Raw genomic sequence first — 16449 nt, 5'->3', positions numbered from 1 at the left:
CGGTGCGGTTGGTGCCTGACGTGATCGCTAGGGGACGGTGTCGCGATCATCTGCGGTGCGTTCGGTGGCGGATCTGATCGCTAACCGCACCGTCCGCGATCATCCAGGTCGTACATCGTGGCGCATATGATCGCTGACCACGCAGGGGACCTCATCAGGGACGCGACCAACGGGAAGGCCCCGGACCTGTTCGGTCCGGGGCCTTCCTAGATGCTGCTGATCGGGATCGTCACTGCTTCGGCTTCTTGGCCGGCGGCTCGCCGAGCTCGCTGTCGGCGACGATGATCGTCTCCTCCTCGGTCGTTTCGGCCTGGGCGGCGTCATCGGAGGCGCCGTCCTTCGGACGCGCGTACTTCTCCATCAGGTCGCTCGCCTTGCGCAGCGTGATCCGTCCGGTCACGCGCGCCGCCTCGGCGATGTCGCCGAGCGCCGGCATGAGCGCGTCGTGCAGCTCGTCGTTGACGTTGAGCATGACGGACAGGATCGGCGTCTTCATCGAGACCTTCGCCTTCGACTTGATGCCGCGCAGCGCCGTGAGCGCCTGTCCGGCCTGCGCGAGCAGGTCCGGCGACGCCTTGAACGCGGCCGCCGCGTAGGTCAGCGGCTTCGGCCACGGCGCGCGGTGCACCGAGCCTTCGCCGGCGTGCATCCAGCTCCACACCTCTTCGGTCGTGTACGGCAGGAACGGCGCGAGCAGACGCGCGAAGGCGTCCAGGCCGAGGCCGAGCGTCGTGCGCGCCGACTTGACGGCCTGCGGGCTCGGCGTGCTGCCCGTCGACTCGGCGGTGCCGTAGGCGCGGTTCTTGACGAGTTCGATGTAGTCGTCGCAGAACTGCCAGAAGAAGTCCTCGATCGCCTCGAGCGCCTTCGAATGCTCGTAGTTCTCGAGCGATTCGGTCGCGTCGTAGACGACCTTCGCCATCTTTGCCATCGCGGCGCGGTCGAGCGGTTCGGTGACGTCCTGCGGATTCCACGTGGCCGTCGTCGCCTCGCCGACATGGTGGTTCTCGTCCTCACGGCCGATCGCGAGCGCGAACTTCGTCGCGTTGAGCAGCTTGATCGCGAGCCTGCGGCCGATCTTCATCTGGCCTTCGTCGTAGGTCGCGTCGAGACCGAGTCGCGCCGAGGCCGCCCAGTAGCGCACGGCGTCGGCGCCGAACTTCTCGATCGGCTCGTTCGGGACGACGACGTTGCCCTTCGACTTCGACATCTTCTTGTGGTCGGGGTCGAGGATCCAGCCCGAAAGCGTCGCGTTCGCCCACGGCAGGCAGTGGTTCTCGAGGTCGGCGCGGTCGATCGTGCTGAACAGCCAGGTGCGGATGATGTCCTGTCCCTGGGGGCGCAGGTCCATCGGGAACGTCGACTTGAAGAACGCCTCGTTCTCCTCGCCCGGTTCCGCCCACTTCGTGACGATCTGCGGCGTCAGCGACGACGTCGCCCACGTGTCCATGATGTCCGGCTCGGCCATGAAGCCGTTCGGCTGGTTGCGCTGCTCCTCGCTGTAGCCTTCCGGCACGTCGATCGACGGGTCGATCGGCAGACGGTCCTCGCTCGGCGTCAGCGGGTTCGCGTAGTCCGGCTCGCCGTGCTCGTCGAGCGCGTACCACAGCGGGAACGGGACGCCGAAGAAGCGCTGGCGCGAGATCAGCCAGTCGCCGTTGAGGCCGTGCACCCAGTTCTCGTAGCGCACGCGCATGAAGTCGGGGTAGAAGTTGAGCTCCTTGCCGCGTTCGATGAGTTCGGCGTTGAGACGCTTGTTCGTGCCGCCGTTCTCGAGGTACCACTGGCGGGAGGTGACGATCTCGAGCGGCTTGTCGCCTTTCTCGTAGAAGTTCGTCATACGCATCGTCGGCTTCGGTTCGCCATCCATGTCGCCGGCGGCCTGCAGCTGCTCGACGACCTCCTTGCGCGCCGAGAACGTCGTCTTGCCTTCGATCGCGGCGAAGCGTTCGCGGCCCTGCTCGTCGCGGATCCAATCCGGCGTGTCCATGATGATGCGGCCGTTGCGCTGGATGATCGAACGGGTCGGCAGATGCAGGTCTCGCCACCATTCGACGTCGGTCATGTCGCCGAAGGTGCAGCACATCGCGATGCCGGCGCCCTTGTCCATCTCGGCGGCCGGGTGGGCGAGCACCGGGACCTCGACGTGGTAGAGCGGCGACGTCACCATCTTGCCGAAGTACGGCTTGTAGCGTTCGTCGTCCGGATGCGCGATGAGCGCGACGCATGCGGAGAGCAGCTCGGGGCGCGTCGTCTCGATGTAGATCGGCGTGCCGTCCTCGAAACGGAACGCGATGCGGTGGTAGAAGCCCGGGTATTCGCGCGATTCGAGCTCCGCCTGCGCGACGGCCGTCTGGAACGTGACGTCCCACAGACCCGGCGCGTCCTTCTGATAGGCCTCGCCGCGGGCGAGGTTGCGCAGGAACGCCTTCTGCGCGACGCGGCGCGGATGCTCGCCGATCGTGTGGTAGGTCTGCGACCAGTCGATCGACAGGCCGAGACGGCGCCACAGGTTCTCGAAGAGCTTCTCGTCCTGCGCGGTGAGGCGCTCGCACAGCTCGATGAAGTTGCGACGCGAGCACGGCACCTGGTCCTTCGCCTGGATCTTCTTGCCTTCGGTGCCTTCGAACGGCGGCTTGAAGTCAGGGTCGTAGGGCAGCGAAGTGTCGACGCGCACGCCGTAGTAGTTCTGCACGCGGCGCTCGGTCGGCAGGCCGTTGTCGTCCCAGCCCATCGGGTAGAGGACCTCGAAGCCGTTCATGCGCTTGTAGCGCGCGATGATGTCGGTGTGCGTGTACGAGAACACGTGGCCGACGTGCAGATGGCCGGAGACGGTGGGCGGCGGTGTGTCGATCGAATAGACGGCGCTGCGCTCGCCGGGGTTGTGGAATGTATAGGTGCCGTCTTCGTCCCAGACGCTGCGCCACTTGTCCTCGAGGCCGTCCACGCCTACGCGGTCGGGGAGGGGGGTGAGATTGGCGCTGATGGAGATGTCTTCGCTATCAGTCATAACCGTCAGTGTAAAAAGCGTCTATGACATCGTCGCCGCCGCGCGCACGGGTCGCCGCACACGTTTCCCGACGTGCCGGACCATGCGCGCATCCGCTGTTTTCAGCGGCGCGTCGAGAGGTCGGCGAGCCGCAGCCGCCATGACGAATTCTCGGCGTCGACGCCGTCGACCGAGCTCTTCGCGACGACGAAGTCCTTGTTCTCGTACAGCCATGCGCTCGCCGCGTCCTGGCTGACGATGCGGTCGAAGTCGCGCATGCGCTCGCGGTACCCGTTGTAGTCGGTCTTGGCGAGCGCGTCCTCGTAGACGCGTTGCGCCTCGCCGTTCTGATAATGGAACATCGGTGAGCCGTCGACGAAGCGGCGGTAGTCGTCGACGCCTTCGAGCGTGACGAGCGCGCAGACGTAGTCGCCGTCGGCGACGCGCTTCGCCAGTTCGTCCGCGTCGACGACCTCGAGCGTCGCCGGCATTGACAGCACGTCGTTGAACGTGGCCGTGATCTGCTCGGCGACCGCGCGGTGCGTCTCGTCGGTGAGCACGGTGAACTCATGGAAGTAGGCGGAGGGGAAGTAGGCGCGCATCGACGCGGCCTTCGCCTCGTCGTAGGGGAACAGGTCGTCGAGGTCGACATAGCCCGGCTGCAGGCGCCCGAGCGGCCCGGACAGCTGCGCCGCCGACTCCGGCTGCGTCTTCGCGATGCCGGCCGCGTCGATCGCGTAGCGCGTGAGCTGGCGCACCTGCACGTCCGAGAACGGGCTCTCCTGCGCGTTGTTGAGCGCGAGCATCGTCTGGCGCATCGCGAGGCCGTCGTCGACGCGCAGCCCGTCGTGCTTCGCAAGCCGCTGTGCCGTCGCCGCCTCGCGCGGCAGCGCCGCGTCGAGCGAGCCGGCCTCGGCCGCGTCGGCGAGCGCCGCCTCGTCCTTGTAGTAGGCGAGGCGGATGCGCGAGGCCGACGCCTTGCGTCCCCAATAGTGGTCGTTGCGCGTGAGCGTGATCGACGAGCCGTCGGTCGCCGCGACGTCGAAGGGGCCCGAACCGTAGGCGTGGCGCGCGTAGTCGTCGCCGGCGCGTTCGGCGGCCGCGACGTTGTAGACGATGCCGGCGCGGCCGGTGAGCGCCCACAGCAGCCGCGGATTCGGCTTGTGCAGGTCGATCGTGAACTGCGAGTCGCTTGTGTTGCTCACGGTGGCGACGTCGCCGAGCTCCTCGTAGCCGACGTGGTGGTCGGTGATCGTCCGCTGCAGCGACGCGACGACGGCGCTCGCGTCGAGCGCGCTGCCGTCGGCGAAGGTCAGCCCGTCGTGCAGGATGAACGAATAGTGCAGGCCGTCGGTCGACGGCACCCAGCGCGCGACGAGGTTCGCGGCGACCGAGGCGTCGTCGCCTTCCGTCAGCAGCGTCTCGTAGACGTTGCCGACGAGCGCCTGCTCGACGCCGCGCTCGTCGTTCGTGCGGATGTCGAGCGACGTCGGCTGGTCGGTCAGGCCGACCGTGAGCTCGCTCGAGCCCCCGCCGCCCCACGGCGCGCCGCCGTCGCGTCCGCGCATGAACAGGAACGTCGCGACGATGGCCGCGACGGCGATGATCGCGGCGAACACGATCCATGGTGCGACGCGCGCGTCGCGTGATTCCCGGGTGTGCATGACTGTGCAGTATAGCGGCAGACGGCTACCGTGCTCCGGCGTCGTCCGCGGCGGTCTTGCGCGTACGGGACGCCGCGGCGCGCGTCGGTTTCGCCGTCGTCTTCGTCGTCCTGCGCTTCGCCGGCCGCCTCGTGCCGGTGCGCGCCGAGGGGAGGTCGAGGAAGTCGCCGGCGCTCGGGCACGAGTCGTTGAGCGGGCACCAGGCGCATTGCGGCGCGCGCGCCGTGCACACCGTGCGCCCGAAGATGATGAGGCGGTGCGACAGGTCGGTCCATTCGCGGGGAGGGAAGACGGCGGTCACGTCGCGTTCGATGGCCTCGGGGGCGGTCTCGTCGGCGTCGCGCCAGCCGAGGCGGCCGGTGACGCGGATGACATGCGTGTCCACCGGGAAGCCGGGGCTGTGGAACGCGTTGCCGAGCACGACGTTCGCGGTCTTGCGGCCGACGCCGGGCAGAGACGTCAGCTCCTCCATCGTTTGCGGCACGGTGCCGCCGAAGCGCGTCACGAGCGCCTGCGCGAGCTCGATGATGTGCTTGCTTTTCATCCGGTAGAAGCCCAGGACGCGGATGATCGACTCGACGTCGGCGATGTTCGCCCGCGCGAGCGCGTCCGCGTCCGGATAGCGTGCGAACAGCTCCGGCGTGACGCCGTTGACGCGCCGGTCGGTCGTCTGCGCGCTGAGCACCGTCGCGACGATCAGTTCGAAGGGCGTGCGGTAGTCGAGCTGGCATTTCGTGACCGGGATGAACTCGCACAGCTGATCGTATTCGCGGCGCATGCGCGTGGCACGCGCCCGTTTCGATTCCCGTTTCGCGGCCATCGCCGCACCTCCCGTCCGTCGCGTCGCCGGATGCGGCGCCGCCATCCTTCGAGCCTACCCTTGCCGCGGACGGACGGGAAGGGCGACGTCATGGCCGCTGCGGCGTCCCGTGGCCGGCGGCCTCCTGCGCCTGCGCGCGTTCCTCGTCTTCCTCGGGCGGGTCGAAGCGGTATCCGACGTTGCGCACGGTGCCGATGACGTGTTCGTATTCGCCGCCGAGCTTCGCGCGCAGACGGCGGATGTGCACGTCGACGGTGCGCGTGCCGCCGTAGTAGTCGTAGCCCCACACCTCCTGCAGCAGCTGTGCGCGCGTGAACACGCGTCCGGGATGCTGCACGAGGTATTTGAGCAGCTCGAACTCCTTGTAGGCGAGGTCGATCGGGATGCCGCGCAGGTTCGCCGTGTACCCGTTCGTGTCGACGACGAGGTCGCCGGAACGGATCAGGCCGTCCTCCTGCTCGTCGTTCGCCGGAGCGGCGCCGGCGGCGACGACGGTCGCGGCTCCGCGTTCGGCGACGAGCCGCAGACGCCCCTCGACCTCGGCGGGCGAGGCGGTGGCGACGACTACGTCGGTGACGCCCCATTCGGCGTTGACGACGGTGAAGCCGCCTTCGGTGAGGATCAGGACGATCGGCGTCGACAGCCCCGAGGCGTGGATGAGGCGGCACAGCGTCTTCGCGGTGGCGAGGTCGTCACGGCCGTCGAGGAACAGGATCGTGTTCTCCGGCATCTTGACGAGGCTCGCGGCGTCCATCGGCAGCACGCGCACACGGTGGGAGAGCAGCGCGAGCGAGGGCAATACGGAAGCCGGATCGTGTGAGAAGGTCATCAGTGTCAGATCCGTCACAATGTGCCCCTTATTCGGATGGTCTCATGCGGTTGTGCGCATTCGGCGCGCTGCCTCACATTGTAACGGCAGGCACGGTACCAGCGGGCGGGGCGTTCCAGCATGAGAGAGGCCCCGTGGTCGCGTCCGCGGGCCGCTCTCATGCGCGTGCGCCGGCATGCGCGCCGCGAATGTGCGCGGCGGCGACTAGATTGGTCATCGATCGACGACATATGCGAGCCCGGCGCGCCGACGCGGGCGCGGCCGCGCGCGGACGAGACGACCCGAGGTGAGTGCCATGACCGATTTGAAGAACGCCGACGCCCTGCAGGGCGACGCGCCGCTGACGCGGCCGTCCCGGTCCGTGATCCGGCCGCTGCTCGTGCAGATGGTCGCATACATCGTCCTCGTGTCGGTCGCATGCCTGCCCGGCAGCGCGAACGTCGGCGGTGCCGTCTACTCGCTGCTGCTGTTCGCGGTCGGCGTCCTCATCATGCTGTCCGAGTTCTTCACGCCGTTGCGCGACGGATTGGCCGGCCGCATCACGGCGTGCGTGCTCGGTTTTTGCTCGATGATCTGCGCGGCGACGCCGTTCCTCGGCGAACTCGTCTTCGGCGTGCGCCCCGACGTCGTCGAAGGCTCGGTCTACCTGTCCGTGTCCGCGTGGCTCGCCGGCTGCGCGACGCTGCTCGTTGCGTTGCTCGTCGTGTCCTTCATCCGCCAGATGGCGCGCAACCCGCGCCCGAACATGATCGTGCAGATGTCGCATATGGTCATGGACGGCGTGTGCTGCATCGCCGCGGCCGGATGGTGCTTCCTGCCGATGCTGATGCACGTCGGCGGCGTGCATCCGGCGGCACGTGCCGCCGCGCTCGCCGCCGTGGCCGTCGTCGCGCTCGCGCTCGGAGCGGTGTCGTGCCTGTGGACGCGCGATGCGCATCCGCTCGCGACCGCGCGCTCGCCGTGGGTCGGGATGGGGATGATGCCGGTGATGCTCACCGGCGCCGCCGTTGGTATCGCGGTTTTGGTACTGTTGCTCGTGTGATGGCGGATAGGGCGCCGTCGCTTTCTCTAGAATAGGAACGATGAACCCCCGCCATGATGGCGGGGGTTCACCTTTCGCATGATCGCGTCATATGGCCGCGCGTGGGGCGCGGGGCCGCGCGGGTCAGTCGTCGAGGTCGGCGTCGTGCTCGGCCTTCTGCTTGGCGGCGAGGCGTTCGCGCGCGGCCTTGATCTCCTTGTCCGCGGTGGCGGCGTCCGCCCAGTAGTCGCCAGGCATGACGTCCTTGCCCGGCTCGAGCGCCTTGTACTGCTCGAAGAAGTGCTTGATCTCGGCCTTGTGGAACTCGGAGACGTCGGAGATGTCCTTGATGCCTTCATAGCGCACGTCGTCCGGCACGCACAGCACCTTGTCGTCGCCGCCCTCTTCGTCCACCATGTGGTACAGGCCGACGGCGCGGCACTCGATGATGCAGCCCGGGAACACCGAATCCGGGATCATGACGAGCGCGTCGAGCGGATCGCCGTCCTCGCCGAGCGTGCCGTCGATGTAGCCGTAGTCATCCGGATAGCCCATCGCCGTGAACAGCGTGCGGTCGAGGAAGACGCGGCCCGAGGCCTGGTCGACCTCGTACTTGTTCTTCGATCCGCGCGGGATCTCCACAACGACGTTGAAAGTTTCTGCCATGGTAGTTCTCCTTGGTTGGTGAGTGTTGAAACCCGCTACCACCATACACCGCGCGCGCCCAAGCGGCGGGGCGCGCACGCCGTGCACGAACGGGGCTTCGCCGCGGGCGCCGGACCGGGCCGGGCGTACGGCGGCGGCCGGGACGCCCGTGAACCGCGCCCCGGCCGCCGCCATCGCCGTTTGCGCTTCAGTATTCGACGCTGAGGATGTGCGCGACGTCCGCCCACGGGGCGAGCGCGACGAAGTTGTCCCAGCTCCAGTCGAATTCGCGGCCGGTCAGCTCGTCCCTGACGCGGTAGGTGCCGTCGGTCGGCAGCCCGAACGCCTCGAGGTCGACGTGGATGTTCGACTGCTGCTCGTGGTAGCCGTCGAGGTTGACGACGACGATGAGCGTGTCCGGCTTGCCGGTGCCGGTGCATGCGGCCGGCGTGTGGCGCGCGAAGGCGAGGACGCTCGGGTTCGCGCTCGGCAGCACCGTGAGGTTGTGGTAGCTGCGCGCGGCCGGATGCGCGAGGCGGATCGTGTTGAGCGAGGCGACGAGCTCGGCGATGCCGTAGTCGTCGCTCGTGCCCCAGTCGCGCACGCGGACCTCGTCGGGCTCGCTTACGGCCGGGCGTTCGGCGCCTGCGAGCTGCGCGTTCTCGACGAGTTCGTAGCCGCTGCACACGCCCCACGCCGGCGAACCCATCGCGGCGAGCACGGCGCGCACCGCATAGCCGGCGATGTCGTTGTCGCGCAGGTAGTTGCTCAGCGAATCCGGCGTCGTCGGCCAGAACGCGTTGCGCTGCCAGAACGCGGCGTCCGAGTTCGTGGCCGTCAGGAACCCGTCGACCTCCTCCTTCGTGTTGCGCCATGCGAAGGTGCCGTAGGATTGCGTGAATCCGGCGCATGCGAGCGCGCGCGTCATCGACGGCCGGTCGCCGTCCTCGGCGAGGAACAGCGCCTGCGGATGCGCCTTCGTGACCTCGGCGATGACGTCCTGCCACAGGCGCAGCGGCGTGTCCCCGGGAGCGCCGACGCGGAAGGCGGTGACGCCCAGGTCGATCCAGCCGTCGAGGGCCTCCATGACGGCCTTCCCGATGCCGGCGAAGTCGTTGTCGTAGTCGATCGTGCCGTCGGCGCGGAACCATTGCGGGTGCACGGCCTTCCATGCATGGTCGGCGGCGAAGGCGAGCGTGAAGTCGATCGCGACCTCGAGGCCGAGCTCGTGGGCGCGGCCGATGAAGGCGCGCAGGTCGTCGACGGTGCCGAGCGCCGGGTCGACCGACGTGTGGTCGGTGACGGCGCCGGCGGCGTCGGTCGGCAGGATCTGCGGCAGGCAGACGATGCCGAAGCCTTCCTTCTTCGCGCGTTCGAGGCCCCTCACCGCCGTATGCAGGTCGCCCGGCGTGACGGTGCCGTCCTCGTTGCCGACGGCGCCTTCGGAACGCGGGAAGAACTGGTACCAGGCGCTGAAGCTCGATTTCGGGCGTTCGACGCGCAGCGGACGGTCGGCGCTCGCGGTCAGGCCGTCGCGCAGCGGGTTCGTCCCATGCAGCGCAAGGATCTCGGCGGCGTGCGCGATCGCGATGCGGTCGGCGGCGTCGACGGTCTCGTCGAGCATCTCCTTGGCGGTGTCGCGCAGCATCTTGCGCTGCTGCGCGTCGAGGGCGGCGTCGCGCGTGCCGGCCCAGCGGCTGAGGATCTCGGAGCCCTGCTGCGCGATGCGTTCCGAGGCGGGCTCCTCGTCGGCGAGCTGCAGCCAGTCGGCGAAGGTGTCGGCCCATCCTTCGACGGCGAACTTCCAGTTGCCGAGCTGCTTGGCCGTCTCGGCGAAGGCCTCGTCCCACGGTGCGACGTCGGTGTGCTCGCCGGCCTGCAGCGTGACGGCGTACGATTCGAGGGTGGCGTCGGCGGGCATCATCGGCTTGCGCGCCATGATGCGGCCGCGCTGGCTCTTGAGGACGCCGGTGGCGCCTACATGGCCGCTTCCTTCGATGAAGACGCGGGCCGTCACCGTGAACGGCTCGCCGAGTTCGACGCGTGGCGTGAAGGCGCCGTCGGCGCTCGAGGGGGTGACGTTCGTGATCGCGACGCGGCCGAACTGGCCGGCTTCCTTGGTTGCGATGGGCAGCGCAGGCGCATCCCCCGTGAACTGCGGCTGCTTCTTCGCCGCGCGCGGCTTGCGCGTGCGGTTGGTCGTGCTGGGTGCTGTGTCCTGAGTGTGTTGTGCTTCGCTCATGCCTTTTATTGTATGGGCATGATGTGAACAGGGGGCGGATCTGGACATATTGATGAGACACGGCGTGGCATGGCGTTGCGGGGCATCCCACGCCGTGTTGTCAAACCGGGCGCGAAGCGATGTGGAAATGTGGATGAATCGGCGGTTCGATGCACCGATGTGGACGGACTGTGGACAAGCTCCGATGTGGATACCGGGTCGTGTCGTCCACAAATGGCCGCCGAGCCCGCCTTCCGGTCACATGACCCGTACGCGTTTGCGTCGGCGCAGCCGCCGATGCGAAGGTCGAGCCAGCCGTCGCAGCGGCGACGGCCAGGACGCAACCCAAGCGAAAGGAACTGCAATGACGCGATCCACATCGATCCGGCGCAAGGTGGCCGCGGCCGCGGCGGCCGTCGCGACGATCTTCGGCGCCGCGGCGGGTGCCTCGGCCGCCGAGGGCGAGAAGCTCACGGCCGCGACGCCCTACAACTTCTCGTACCTCAACGAGGGCATCGCCTATGAGATCGGCCCGGTCGGCTATGACGGCGCGGGACTCGACTACTACTGCATCCAGCAGGACAAGAACACGAACTACACGGTCGGCGCGGCGGCGACGATGCAGGATTCGGTCAACGCGCGCAAGGCGGCCGTGCTCATCAGCCGGTACCCGCACAGCGAGGTCAAGGAGGACGTCACGCACGCGGCGATCGCCGTCATCCTGCACGATTTCTTCGACACGAGCACCGGATCGCACGGATGGCCGTCGGCGCGCGCACGGCTCGAGCAGCGGTATCCGCAGATTTTCGTGCGCGTCGACGAACTGCTCGCCGAAGCCGACGCGGCCACGCCGACGAGGCTCGCCACGACGCTGTCCTATGACGAGGGGCGGCGCAACGGCGCCGTGACCGTCTCGATCGACAACGCGCGCGGCGAGCCGGTGCCCGGCATCGCCTACACGTTGACGCTCGACGGACCGGCCGTCTTCCCCGACGGCACACGGACCTGGCGCGCCGTCTCCGGCGCCAAGGCCGCCGTCGTCCCATGGACCTCGACCGGCGACGGCGACGTGCGCGTCTCCGGCGCGGCCGTCGTGCCGTCGGTCGACGTCATCGCGTCGTCGCAACGCCTCGTGCGCGTCGGCGAAGGGCAGGCGAAGGCATTCGACGAGATCCGCTTCCCGGCGAGGAAGACCTTCACGCCGACGATCCGCACCGTCACCACGCCGACGGTCGTCAAAGCGGGGGACCGCGTCACCGACGCCGTCGCCGTCGGCATGGCCGGTCCCGACGACGTGTGGCCGCGCGGCGAGACACTCACCGTCGACGGCTGGTACTTCGACGGCCTCGACGCCGACGCCGTCACGCGTCGCATCGACCGTCAGGACGGCGACGACGCCGACGACTTCGTCAACCGCGTCGCGCAGGCGCTCGGCCGCCAACCCGTCGCGACCGCGCAGCTCGTCTTCGACGCCCCCGGCGGCGAGCAGACGGCCGTCGCGTGCGACGAGGACGGCGACTACCACGCGACGGACGCGAGCGGCTTCGGCACCTGGCTGTGGGCGGCCAGACGCGACCGGCAGCGCGGATCGATGGGCGAATACCTCGCGCAGGACATCGTCACGGCGATCGTCGACGGCGCCGAGACGAACGTCACCCGCCGCGACACCGTCGAAGTGCGCTCCGAGGCGCACGAACACACGGCCCACGTCGGCTCGCAGCTCATGGACACGATCTGGGTCTCCGGATTCCCCGACGACCACGGACGTTGGGAAGGCGACGAGGCCATCGGCGTCGGCGCTGACGAGGCGTACGCGCAGGTGAACGTATGGTGGGCCGGAGGCGACGGCGACGACGATGCATGGCGTCCCGAAGGGGACGGGCAGCCGCAGCCCGACGAGCATCACCGACTCATCGGCGTCTGGGACTACGCGGCCGTCAACGGCGAGCTGCGCGTCGGCGGCGGCGCGCCCGACGCGCACGGCGAAGCGGTCGAGATCGTCGCCGACGCACCCGGCTGGTACGTCTTCGTCTGGAGCTTCGCCGGCGACGACCGCGTCGCGCCGGCGGCCAGCTCGTACGCGGACGGCTGGGAGCGCGTGCGCGTGACCGAGGAGCCGGTCGAGACGCCGACGCTGACGACGCAGGTCGACCACGCGAAGGTCAAGGTCGGCGAGCCGTTCCACGACGTGGCGAGCGTGCGCGGGCCGGTGCCCGAAGGCGCCGTCGTCGTCTTCGAAGCCTACGAGGCCGTCGGCGATGACGCGCAGCCCGGGACGAACCGGCTGCTGCTCTCCGGCGGCCGGCATCCGCTCGACCCGACGCTGACATCGCAGCAGGTGACGAGCGAGGAGACGCGTTCGCCGACGGCCGGCCTCGTGTACTGGAAGGCGACGTTGCTCAGCCGTGACGGCGACGTCCTCGCGACGCATGAGATCGGCGCGCCCGGAGAGGTCGTCGAAGTCGTCGAACAGCCGCCGGCGCCCAGTCGCGAACAGCCGAAGGAGCAGCAGGCGCAGGAGACAAAGCCCGCGCTCGCGGCGACCGGCGTGGCCGCGGCGGCGCCGCTGACGGTGACGTGCATCCTGTGCGCGGCTGCCGGCGTCGTCGCGATCAGGCTGCGCCGCGGCGCGAAGCGGACACCCCGCGGACGCTGAGCGGACACCCCGTGGACACTGCGCGGCGCGTGTGACGCGTGCGGTGCGGGGCGGCCATGGCGCCGGGCCCGCACCGCGCATGTGCACGCTGTCGGATGGAATCGGCGCCGGCACGCGTCGCCGGACTGTACGATACCGATGTACAACGGCGGCCGCGCCGGACGCGGTCAACGGCGTGGAGGAGAACGGACAGTGAGCACAGGGCATCCGCAGCGCAGGACGGACGACGGCGCGCCGCCGGCGCCCGCGTCGAAGTGGGTACTGCGGTTCAACGTCGGGCAGGCGGCCCGGCATCTGCTCTATGCGCTCGTATGCGGCGTGCTGTGCGGATTCGGATCGATCACGCTGTGCCTCGTCGTCGACGGCGCACGGCGTGTCTTCGAAGGCCTGCCGTGGCTCATCTGGCTGCTGCCGGCCATCGGCGTCGCGCAGCTGCTGCTGTACCGCTGGTGGAAGCTGCCGCTCGACCTGACGACCGACGCCGTCATCGAACGGATGCGCGCCGGCCACAGGATCAGCGGGCTGCTCGCACCCGGCATCCTCATCGCGAACGCGATGACGATCCTCGCCGGCGGCACCGTCGGCAAGGAGGCCGGCGCGATGCAGATGGGCGCGAGCCTCGGCACGACGATCGCGCGGCCCTTCGGGCTGCACAACGTCGTGCGCCGCCCGAACCACGACGACACTCAGGACATGCATCTGTACGTCGCGGCGACCGGCATGGCCGCGACGTTCTCCGCGCTGTTCTTCGCGCCGCTCGGCTCGTGCATGCTCGTCCTCGAGCTCATGCGCTTCGCCGGGCTGCGCTACGTGTGCTCGATGCTCGTCGCCTGCTTCGCCGGATTCGCCGTCGCGCGCCACTTCGGCATCGGCGACGTCATCACGAGGGTCGGCGTGCCGCAGCTGAGCTGGCATGGCGTCGGCATGTGCGTCGTCATCGGCGTGGCGGCGGCGCTGTTCGGCAGCCTGTTCGCGATCGCGATCCGCCTCGTGCAGGGCGTCACGAAACGCATCCGGCGCAACTGCTATCTGTGGGTCGTCGTCGGAGGCCTGCTTGTCGCCGTGCTCGTGACGGCGTGCGGATGGATGCGCTTCACCGGTTCGGGCGGCATGATGCTCAACGAGGTGCTCCGGACGCCGAACGTCTCCTTCGACTTCCTCATCAAGATGCTGCTGACGATCCTGTGCCTCGGATTCTGGTTCAAGGGCGGCGAGATCATGCCGTCGCTGTGCATCGGCGGCATGATCGGCTCGGCGTCGTTCGCGATGACCGGCGGCGACGCGCTGTTCGGCGCGGCGGTCGGTTCGATCTGCTTCCTCGCCGCGTTCAACCGCTGCCCGGTCTCCGCGTTCCTGCTCGGCTGCGAGATCTTCGGATGGGCTGCCGCGCCGTTCCTCGCGATCGGCGTGTGCGTCGCGTTCATGTTCGGATATCCGGTCGGCATCTACGGTTCGGGCATCGACCTGCTCGCCCGCTCCGGCTGGAAGCAGTTCTTCCGCGGCATGCGCCAAAGCGCGTTGCGCGATGAGCACGAGAGGAACGCGGGGTTCATCGACTTCGCGGTCGCGGCGGGAACGCAGATCCGGCAGGTCGCGTCGACGGCGCAGCAGGCGGCGCGCAGGGAGGGCGAGCAGTGGCGCCGCAATGTCAGGCAATGGCATGGCGGGGACCGCAAAGGTCGCGGAAATAGCGATTAGCGAACAAATACGCTGAGCGCAAGCCTTCTCAGCATATGAGACATGCGACCTTAGAATCGGTGGTACTCATATTCCGAGAACCATATTCTGATTGGAGGAAGGCATGACGGATTCCACAACTCAGGCCGCGGCCGCATCGACGCAGAGCCTGACGGACTCGCCTCACTATCTTGCCGAGGCGCTCATGAAGAACGGCGTCAAGAACATGTACGGCGTCGTCGGCATCCCGGTCACCGATTTCGCGCGTATCGCCCAGGGCATGGGCATGCGCTACATCGGCATGCGCCACGAGGAGGACGCGGTGAACGCGGCCGCCGCGGAAGGATTCCTGACCGGCCGTCCGGCCGTCGCGCTGACCGTCTCGGCGCCCGGCTTCCTCAACGGCCTCGCCGCGCTGCTCGAGGCCACCGAAAACGGTTACCCGGTCATCATGATCGGAGGCTCCTCGACGCGTCATGTCGTGGACATGCACGAGGGCGAATACGAGGGCCTCGACCAGATGAACTATGCAAAGGCGTTCTGCAAGGAATCGTTCCGCATCGACAAGATCGAGGACATCCCGCTCGCCGTCGCGCGCGCGATGCACATCGCATGCTCGGGCCGTCCGGGCGCCGTCTACATCGACTTCCCGGACGACGCCGTCGCCCAGACGATGGACAAGGACGAGGCCGCGGCCAAGCTGTGGGTCGCGAACAACCCGGCTCCGGCGATGCCGCCGGCGCAGTCTTCGATCGACGACGCGCTCAAGCTGCTGGGCGAGGCGAAGAACCCGCTGATGATCGTCGGCAAGGGCGCGGCGCTCGCGCAGGCCGAGGACGAGATCCGCGCGTTCGTCGAGAAGACCGACATCCCGTTCCAGCCGATGTCGATGGCCAAGGGCCTCATCCCGGACGACGATCCGCACTGCACGGCAAGCTGCCGTGGCCTCGCGCTGCGCACGGCCGACGTCGTGCTCGTCGTCGGCGCGCGCCTCAACTGGATGCTCAACTTCGGCCAGGGCAAGGAATGGAACCCGGACGTCAAGTTCATCCAGATCGACATCGATCCGGCCGAGATCGAGAATGCGCGTCCGATCGCCTGCCCGATCGTCGGCGACATCAAGTCCGCGATGGCGATGCTCAACGCGGGCCTCGGCAAGACGCCGTTCAAGGCCACCTCCGCATGGCTCGGCATGCTGCAGGCCGACGCGCAGAAGAACGACGAGAAGTTCGCCGCCCGCGTCGACTCCGGCAAGGTGCCGATGGGCCACTACGACGCGCTCGGCGCGATCAAGAAGGTCTACGACAAGAACAAGGACCTCATCCTGACGAACGAGGGCGCGAACACGCTTGACGACTGCCGCAACATCATCGACATCTACCAGCCGCGCCATCGTCTCGACTGCGGCACGTGGGGCGTCATGGGCTGCGCGGTCGGCTACTCGATCGGCGCCGCCGTCGCCACCGGCAAGCCGGTCCTGTACATCGGCGGCGACTCCGGATTCGGATTCGACGGCATGGAGGTCGAGGTCGCCTGCCGCTACCACCTGCCGATCACCTTCGTCGTGCTCAACAACGGCGGCATCTACCGCGGCGACTTCGAGAACCTCGGTGACGACGGCGATCCGTCGCCGCTGACGCTCACCTACGACGCGCACTACGAGAAGATGATCGAGGCCTTCGGCGGCACCGGCTACTACGCCACGACGCCGGACGAGGTCGAGCAGATGGTCGGCGAGGCCGTCGCCTCCGGCAAGCCGAGCTTCGTCCACGTGCAGCTCGCCGACTACGCGGGCAAGGAATCGGGCCACATCAGCAACCTGAATCCGAAGCCGGTCGTCGGACCGCTCGCGACCTCCGAAATGACGGCGAACCCGTACATCGAAGGCGCACATATGTGACCGATGACGTCACCGCCGGCCGGGTGC

The 16449-nt window shown here is 68.4% G+C and carries 10 protein-coding genes; 4 read left to right on the top strand and 6 right to left on the bottom strand.

The window, feature by feature from the left end:
* Positions 1–229: 229 nt before the first annotated feature.
* The 4 genes from valS to D2E22_RS08945 form a co-directional block, all read right to left on the bottom strand.
* Positions 230–3010: a valine--tRNA ligase gene (valS, locus tag D2E22_RS08960; protein WP_126032770.1), complete on the bottom strand. Its 2781-nt coding sequence runs from the start codon at positions 3008–3010 to the stop codon at positions 230–232.
* 101 nt (positions 3011–3111) lie between these two features.
* Positions 3112–4653 carry an ABC transporter substrate-binding protein gene (locus D2E22_RS08955; protein ID WP_126032769.1) on the bottom strand — a complete coding sequence of 514 codons (1542 nt, stop codon included), beginning with the start codon at positions 4651–4653 and terminating at the stop codon, positions 3112–3114.
* A 25-nt stretch (positions 4654–4678) separates the two neighbouring features.
* Complete coding sequence (gene nth, locus D2E22_RS08950) at positions 4679–5473, bottom strand: endonuclease III (RefSeq protein WP_126032768.1); 795 nt, start codon at positions 5471–5473, stop codon at positions 4679–4681.
* 88 nt (positions 5474–5561) lie between these two features.
* On the bottom strand, positions 5562–6320 hold the full coding sequence (locus D2E22_RS08945) for a winged helix-turn-helix transcriptional regulator (RefSeq protein ID WP_126032767.1): 759 nt from the start codon (positions 6318–6320) through the stop codon (positions 5562–5564).
* 277 nt (positions 6321–6597) lie between these two features.
* On the opposite strand from D2E22_RS08945, the gene D2E22_RS08940 reads away from it, so the two are divergent.
* Positions 6598–7344 carry a transporter gene (locus tag D2E22_RS08940; RefSeq protein WP_126032766.1) on the top strand — a complete coding sequence of 249 codons (747 nt, stop codon included), beginning with the start codon at positions 6598–6600 and terminating at the stop codon, positions 7342–7344.
* A 123-nt stretch (positions 7345–7467) separates the two neighbouring features.
* Here D2E22_RS08940 and D2E22_RS08935 read toward each other — a convergent pair whose 3' ends face one another.
* Both D2E22_RS08935 and D2E22_RS08930 read right to left on the bottom strand, forming a co-directional pair.
* Positions 7468–7989 (bottom strand): inorganic diphosphatase, encoded by a 522-nt coding sequence (locus D2E22_RS08935; protein ID WP_126032765.1) that lies wholly within the window; start codon positions 7987–7989, stop codon positions 7468–7470.
* A gap of 187 nt (positions 7990–8176) precedes the next feature.
* A complete protein-coding gene (locus D2E22_RS08930) occupies positions 8177–10210 on the bottom strand; it encodes a maltotransferase domain-containing protein (RefSeq protein WP_126032764.1) in 2034 nt (677 codons plus the stop codon).
* A 343-nt stretch (positions 10211–10553) separates the two neighbouring features.
* Here D2E22_RS08930 and D2E22_RS08925 point away from each other — a divergent pair, with 343 nt between their 5' ends.
* The 3 genes from D2E22_RS08925 to oxc all read left to right on the top strand — a co-directional run bounded on the left by D2E22_RS08925 (position 10554) and on the right by oxc (position 16422).
* Positions 10554–12845 (top strand): peptidase, encoded by a 2292-nt coding sequence (locus tag D2E22_RS08925; protein ID WP_126032763.1) that lies wholly within the window; start codon positions 10554–10556, stop codon positions 12843–12845.
* Between the two features lie 192 nt (positions 12846–13037).
* Positions 13038–14543, top strand: coding sequence for a chloride channel protein (locus D2E22_RS08920; protein ID WP_241218358.1), 1506 nt, complete (start codon positions 13038–13040; stop codon positions 14541–14543).
* Between the two features lie 103 nt (positions 14544–14646).
* Complete coding sequence (gene oxc, locus D2E22_RS08915) at positions 14647–16422, top strand: oxalyl-CoA decarboxylase (RefSeq protein WP_126032761.1); 1776 nt, start codon at positions 14647–14649, stop codon at positions 16420–16422.
* Positions 16423–16449: the final 27 nt, after the last annotated feature.

This window comes from Bifidobacterium castoris, from assembly GCF_003952025.1.
GTDB lineage: Bacteria > Actinomycetota > Actinomycetes > Actinomycetales > Bifidobacteriaceae > Bifidobacterium > Bifidobacterium castoris.
This window is presented reverse-complemented; position numbering and strand designations above follow the sequence as displayed.

Bases quoted from the DNA above. Each gene is read 5' to 3' on its own strand.
- D2E22_RS08955 (WP_126032769.1), bottom strand. From the start codon at position 4,653: ATGCACACCCGGGAATCACGCGACGCGCGCGTCGCACCATGGATCGTG.
- valS (WP_126032770.1), bottom strand. From the start codon at position 3,010: ATGACTGATAGCGAAGACATCTCCATCAGCGCCAATCTCACCCCCCTC.
- D2E22_RS08925 (WP_126032763.1), top strand. From the start codon at position 10,554: ATGACGCGATCCACATCGATCCGGCGCAAGGTGGCCGCGGCCGCGGCG.
- D2E22_RS08935 (WP_126032765.1), bottom strand. From the start codon at position 7,989: ATGGCAGAAACTTTCAACGTCGTTGTGGAGATCCCGCGCGGATCGAAG.
- oxc (WP_126032761.1), top strand. From the start codon at position 14,647: ATGACGGATTCCACAACTCAGGCCGCGGCCGCATCGACGCAGAGCCTG.
- nth (WP_126032768.1), bottom strand. From the start codon at position 5,473: ATGGCCGCGAAACGGGAATCGAAACGGGCGCGTGCCACGCGCATGCGC.
- D2E22_RS08940 (WP_126032766.1), top strand. From the start codon at position 6,598: ATGACCGATTTGAAGAACGCCGACGCCCTGCAGGGCGACGCGCCGCTG.
- D2E22_RS08930 (WP_126032764.1), bottom strand. From the start codon at position 10,210: ATGAGCGAAGCACAACACACTCAGGACACAGCACCCAGCACGACCAAC.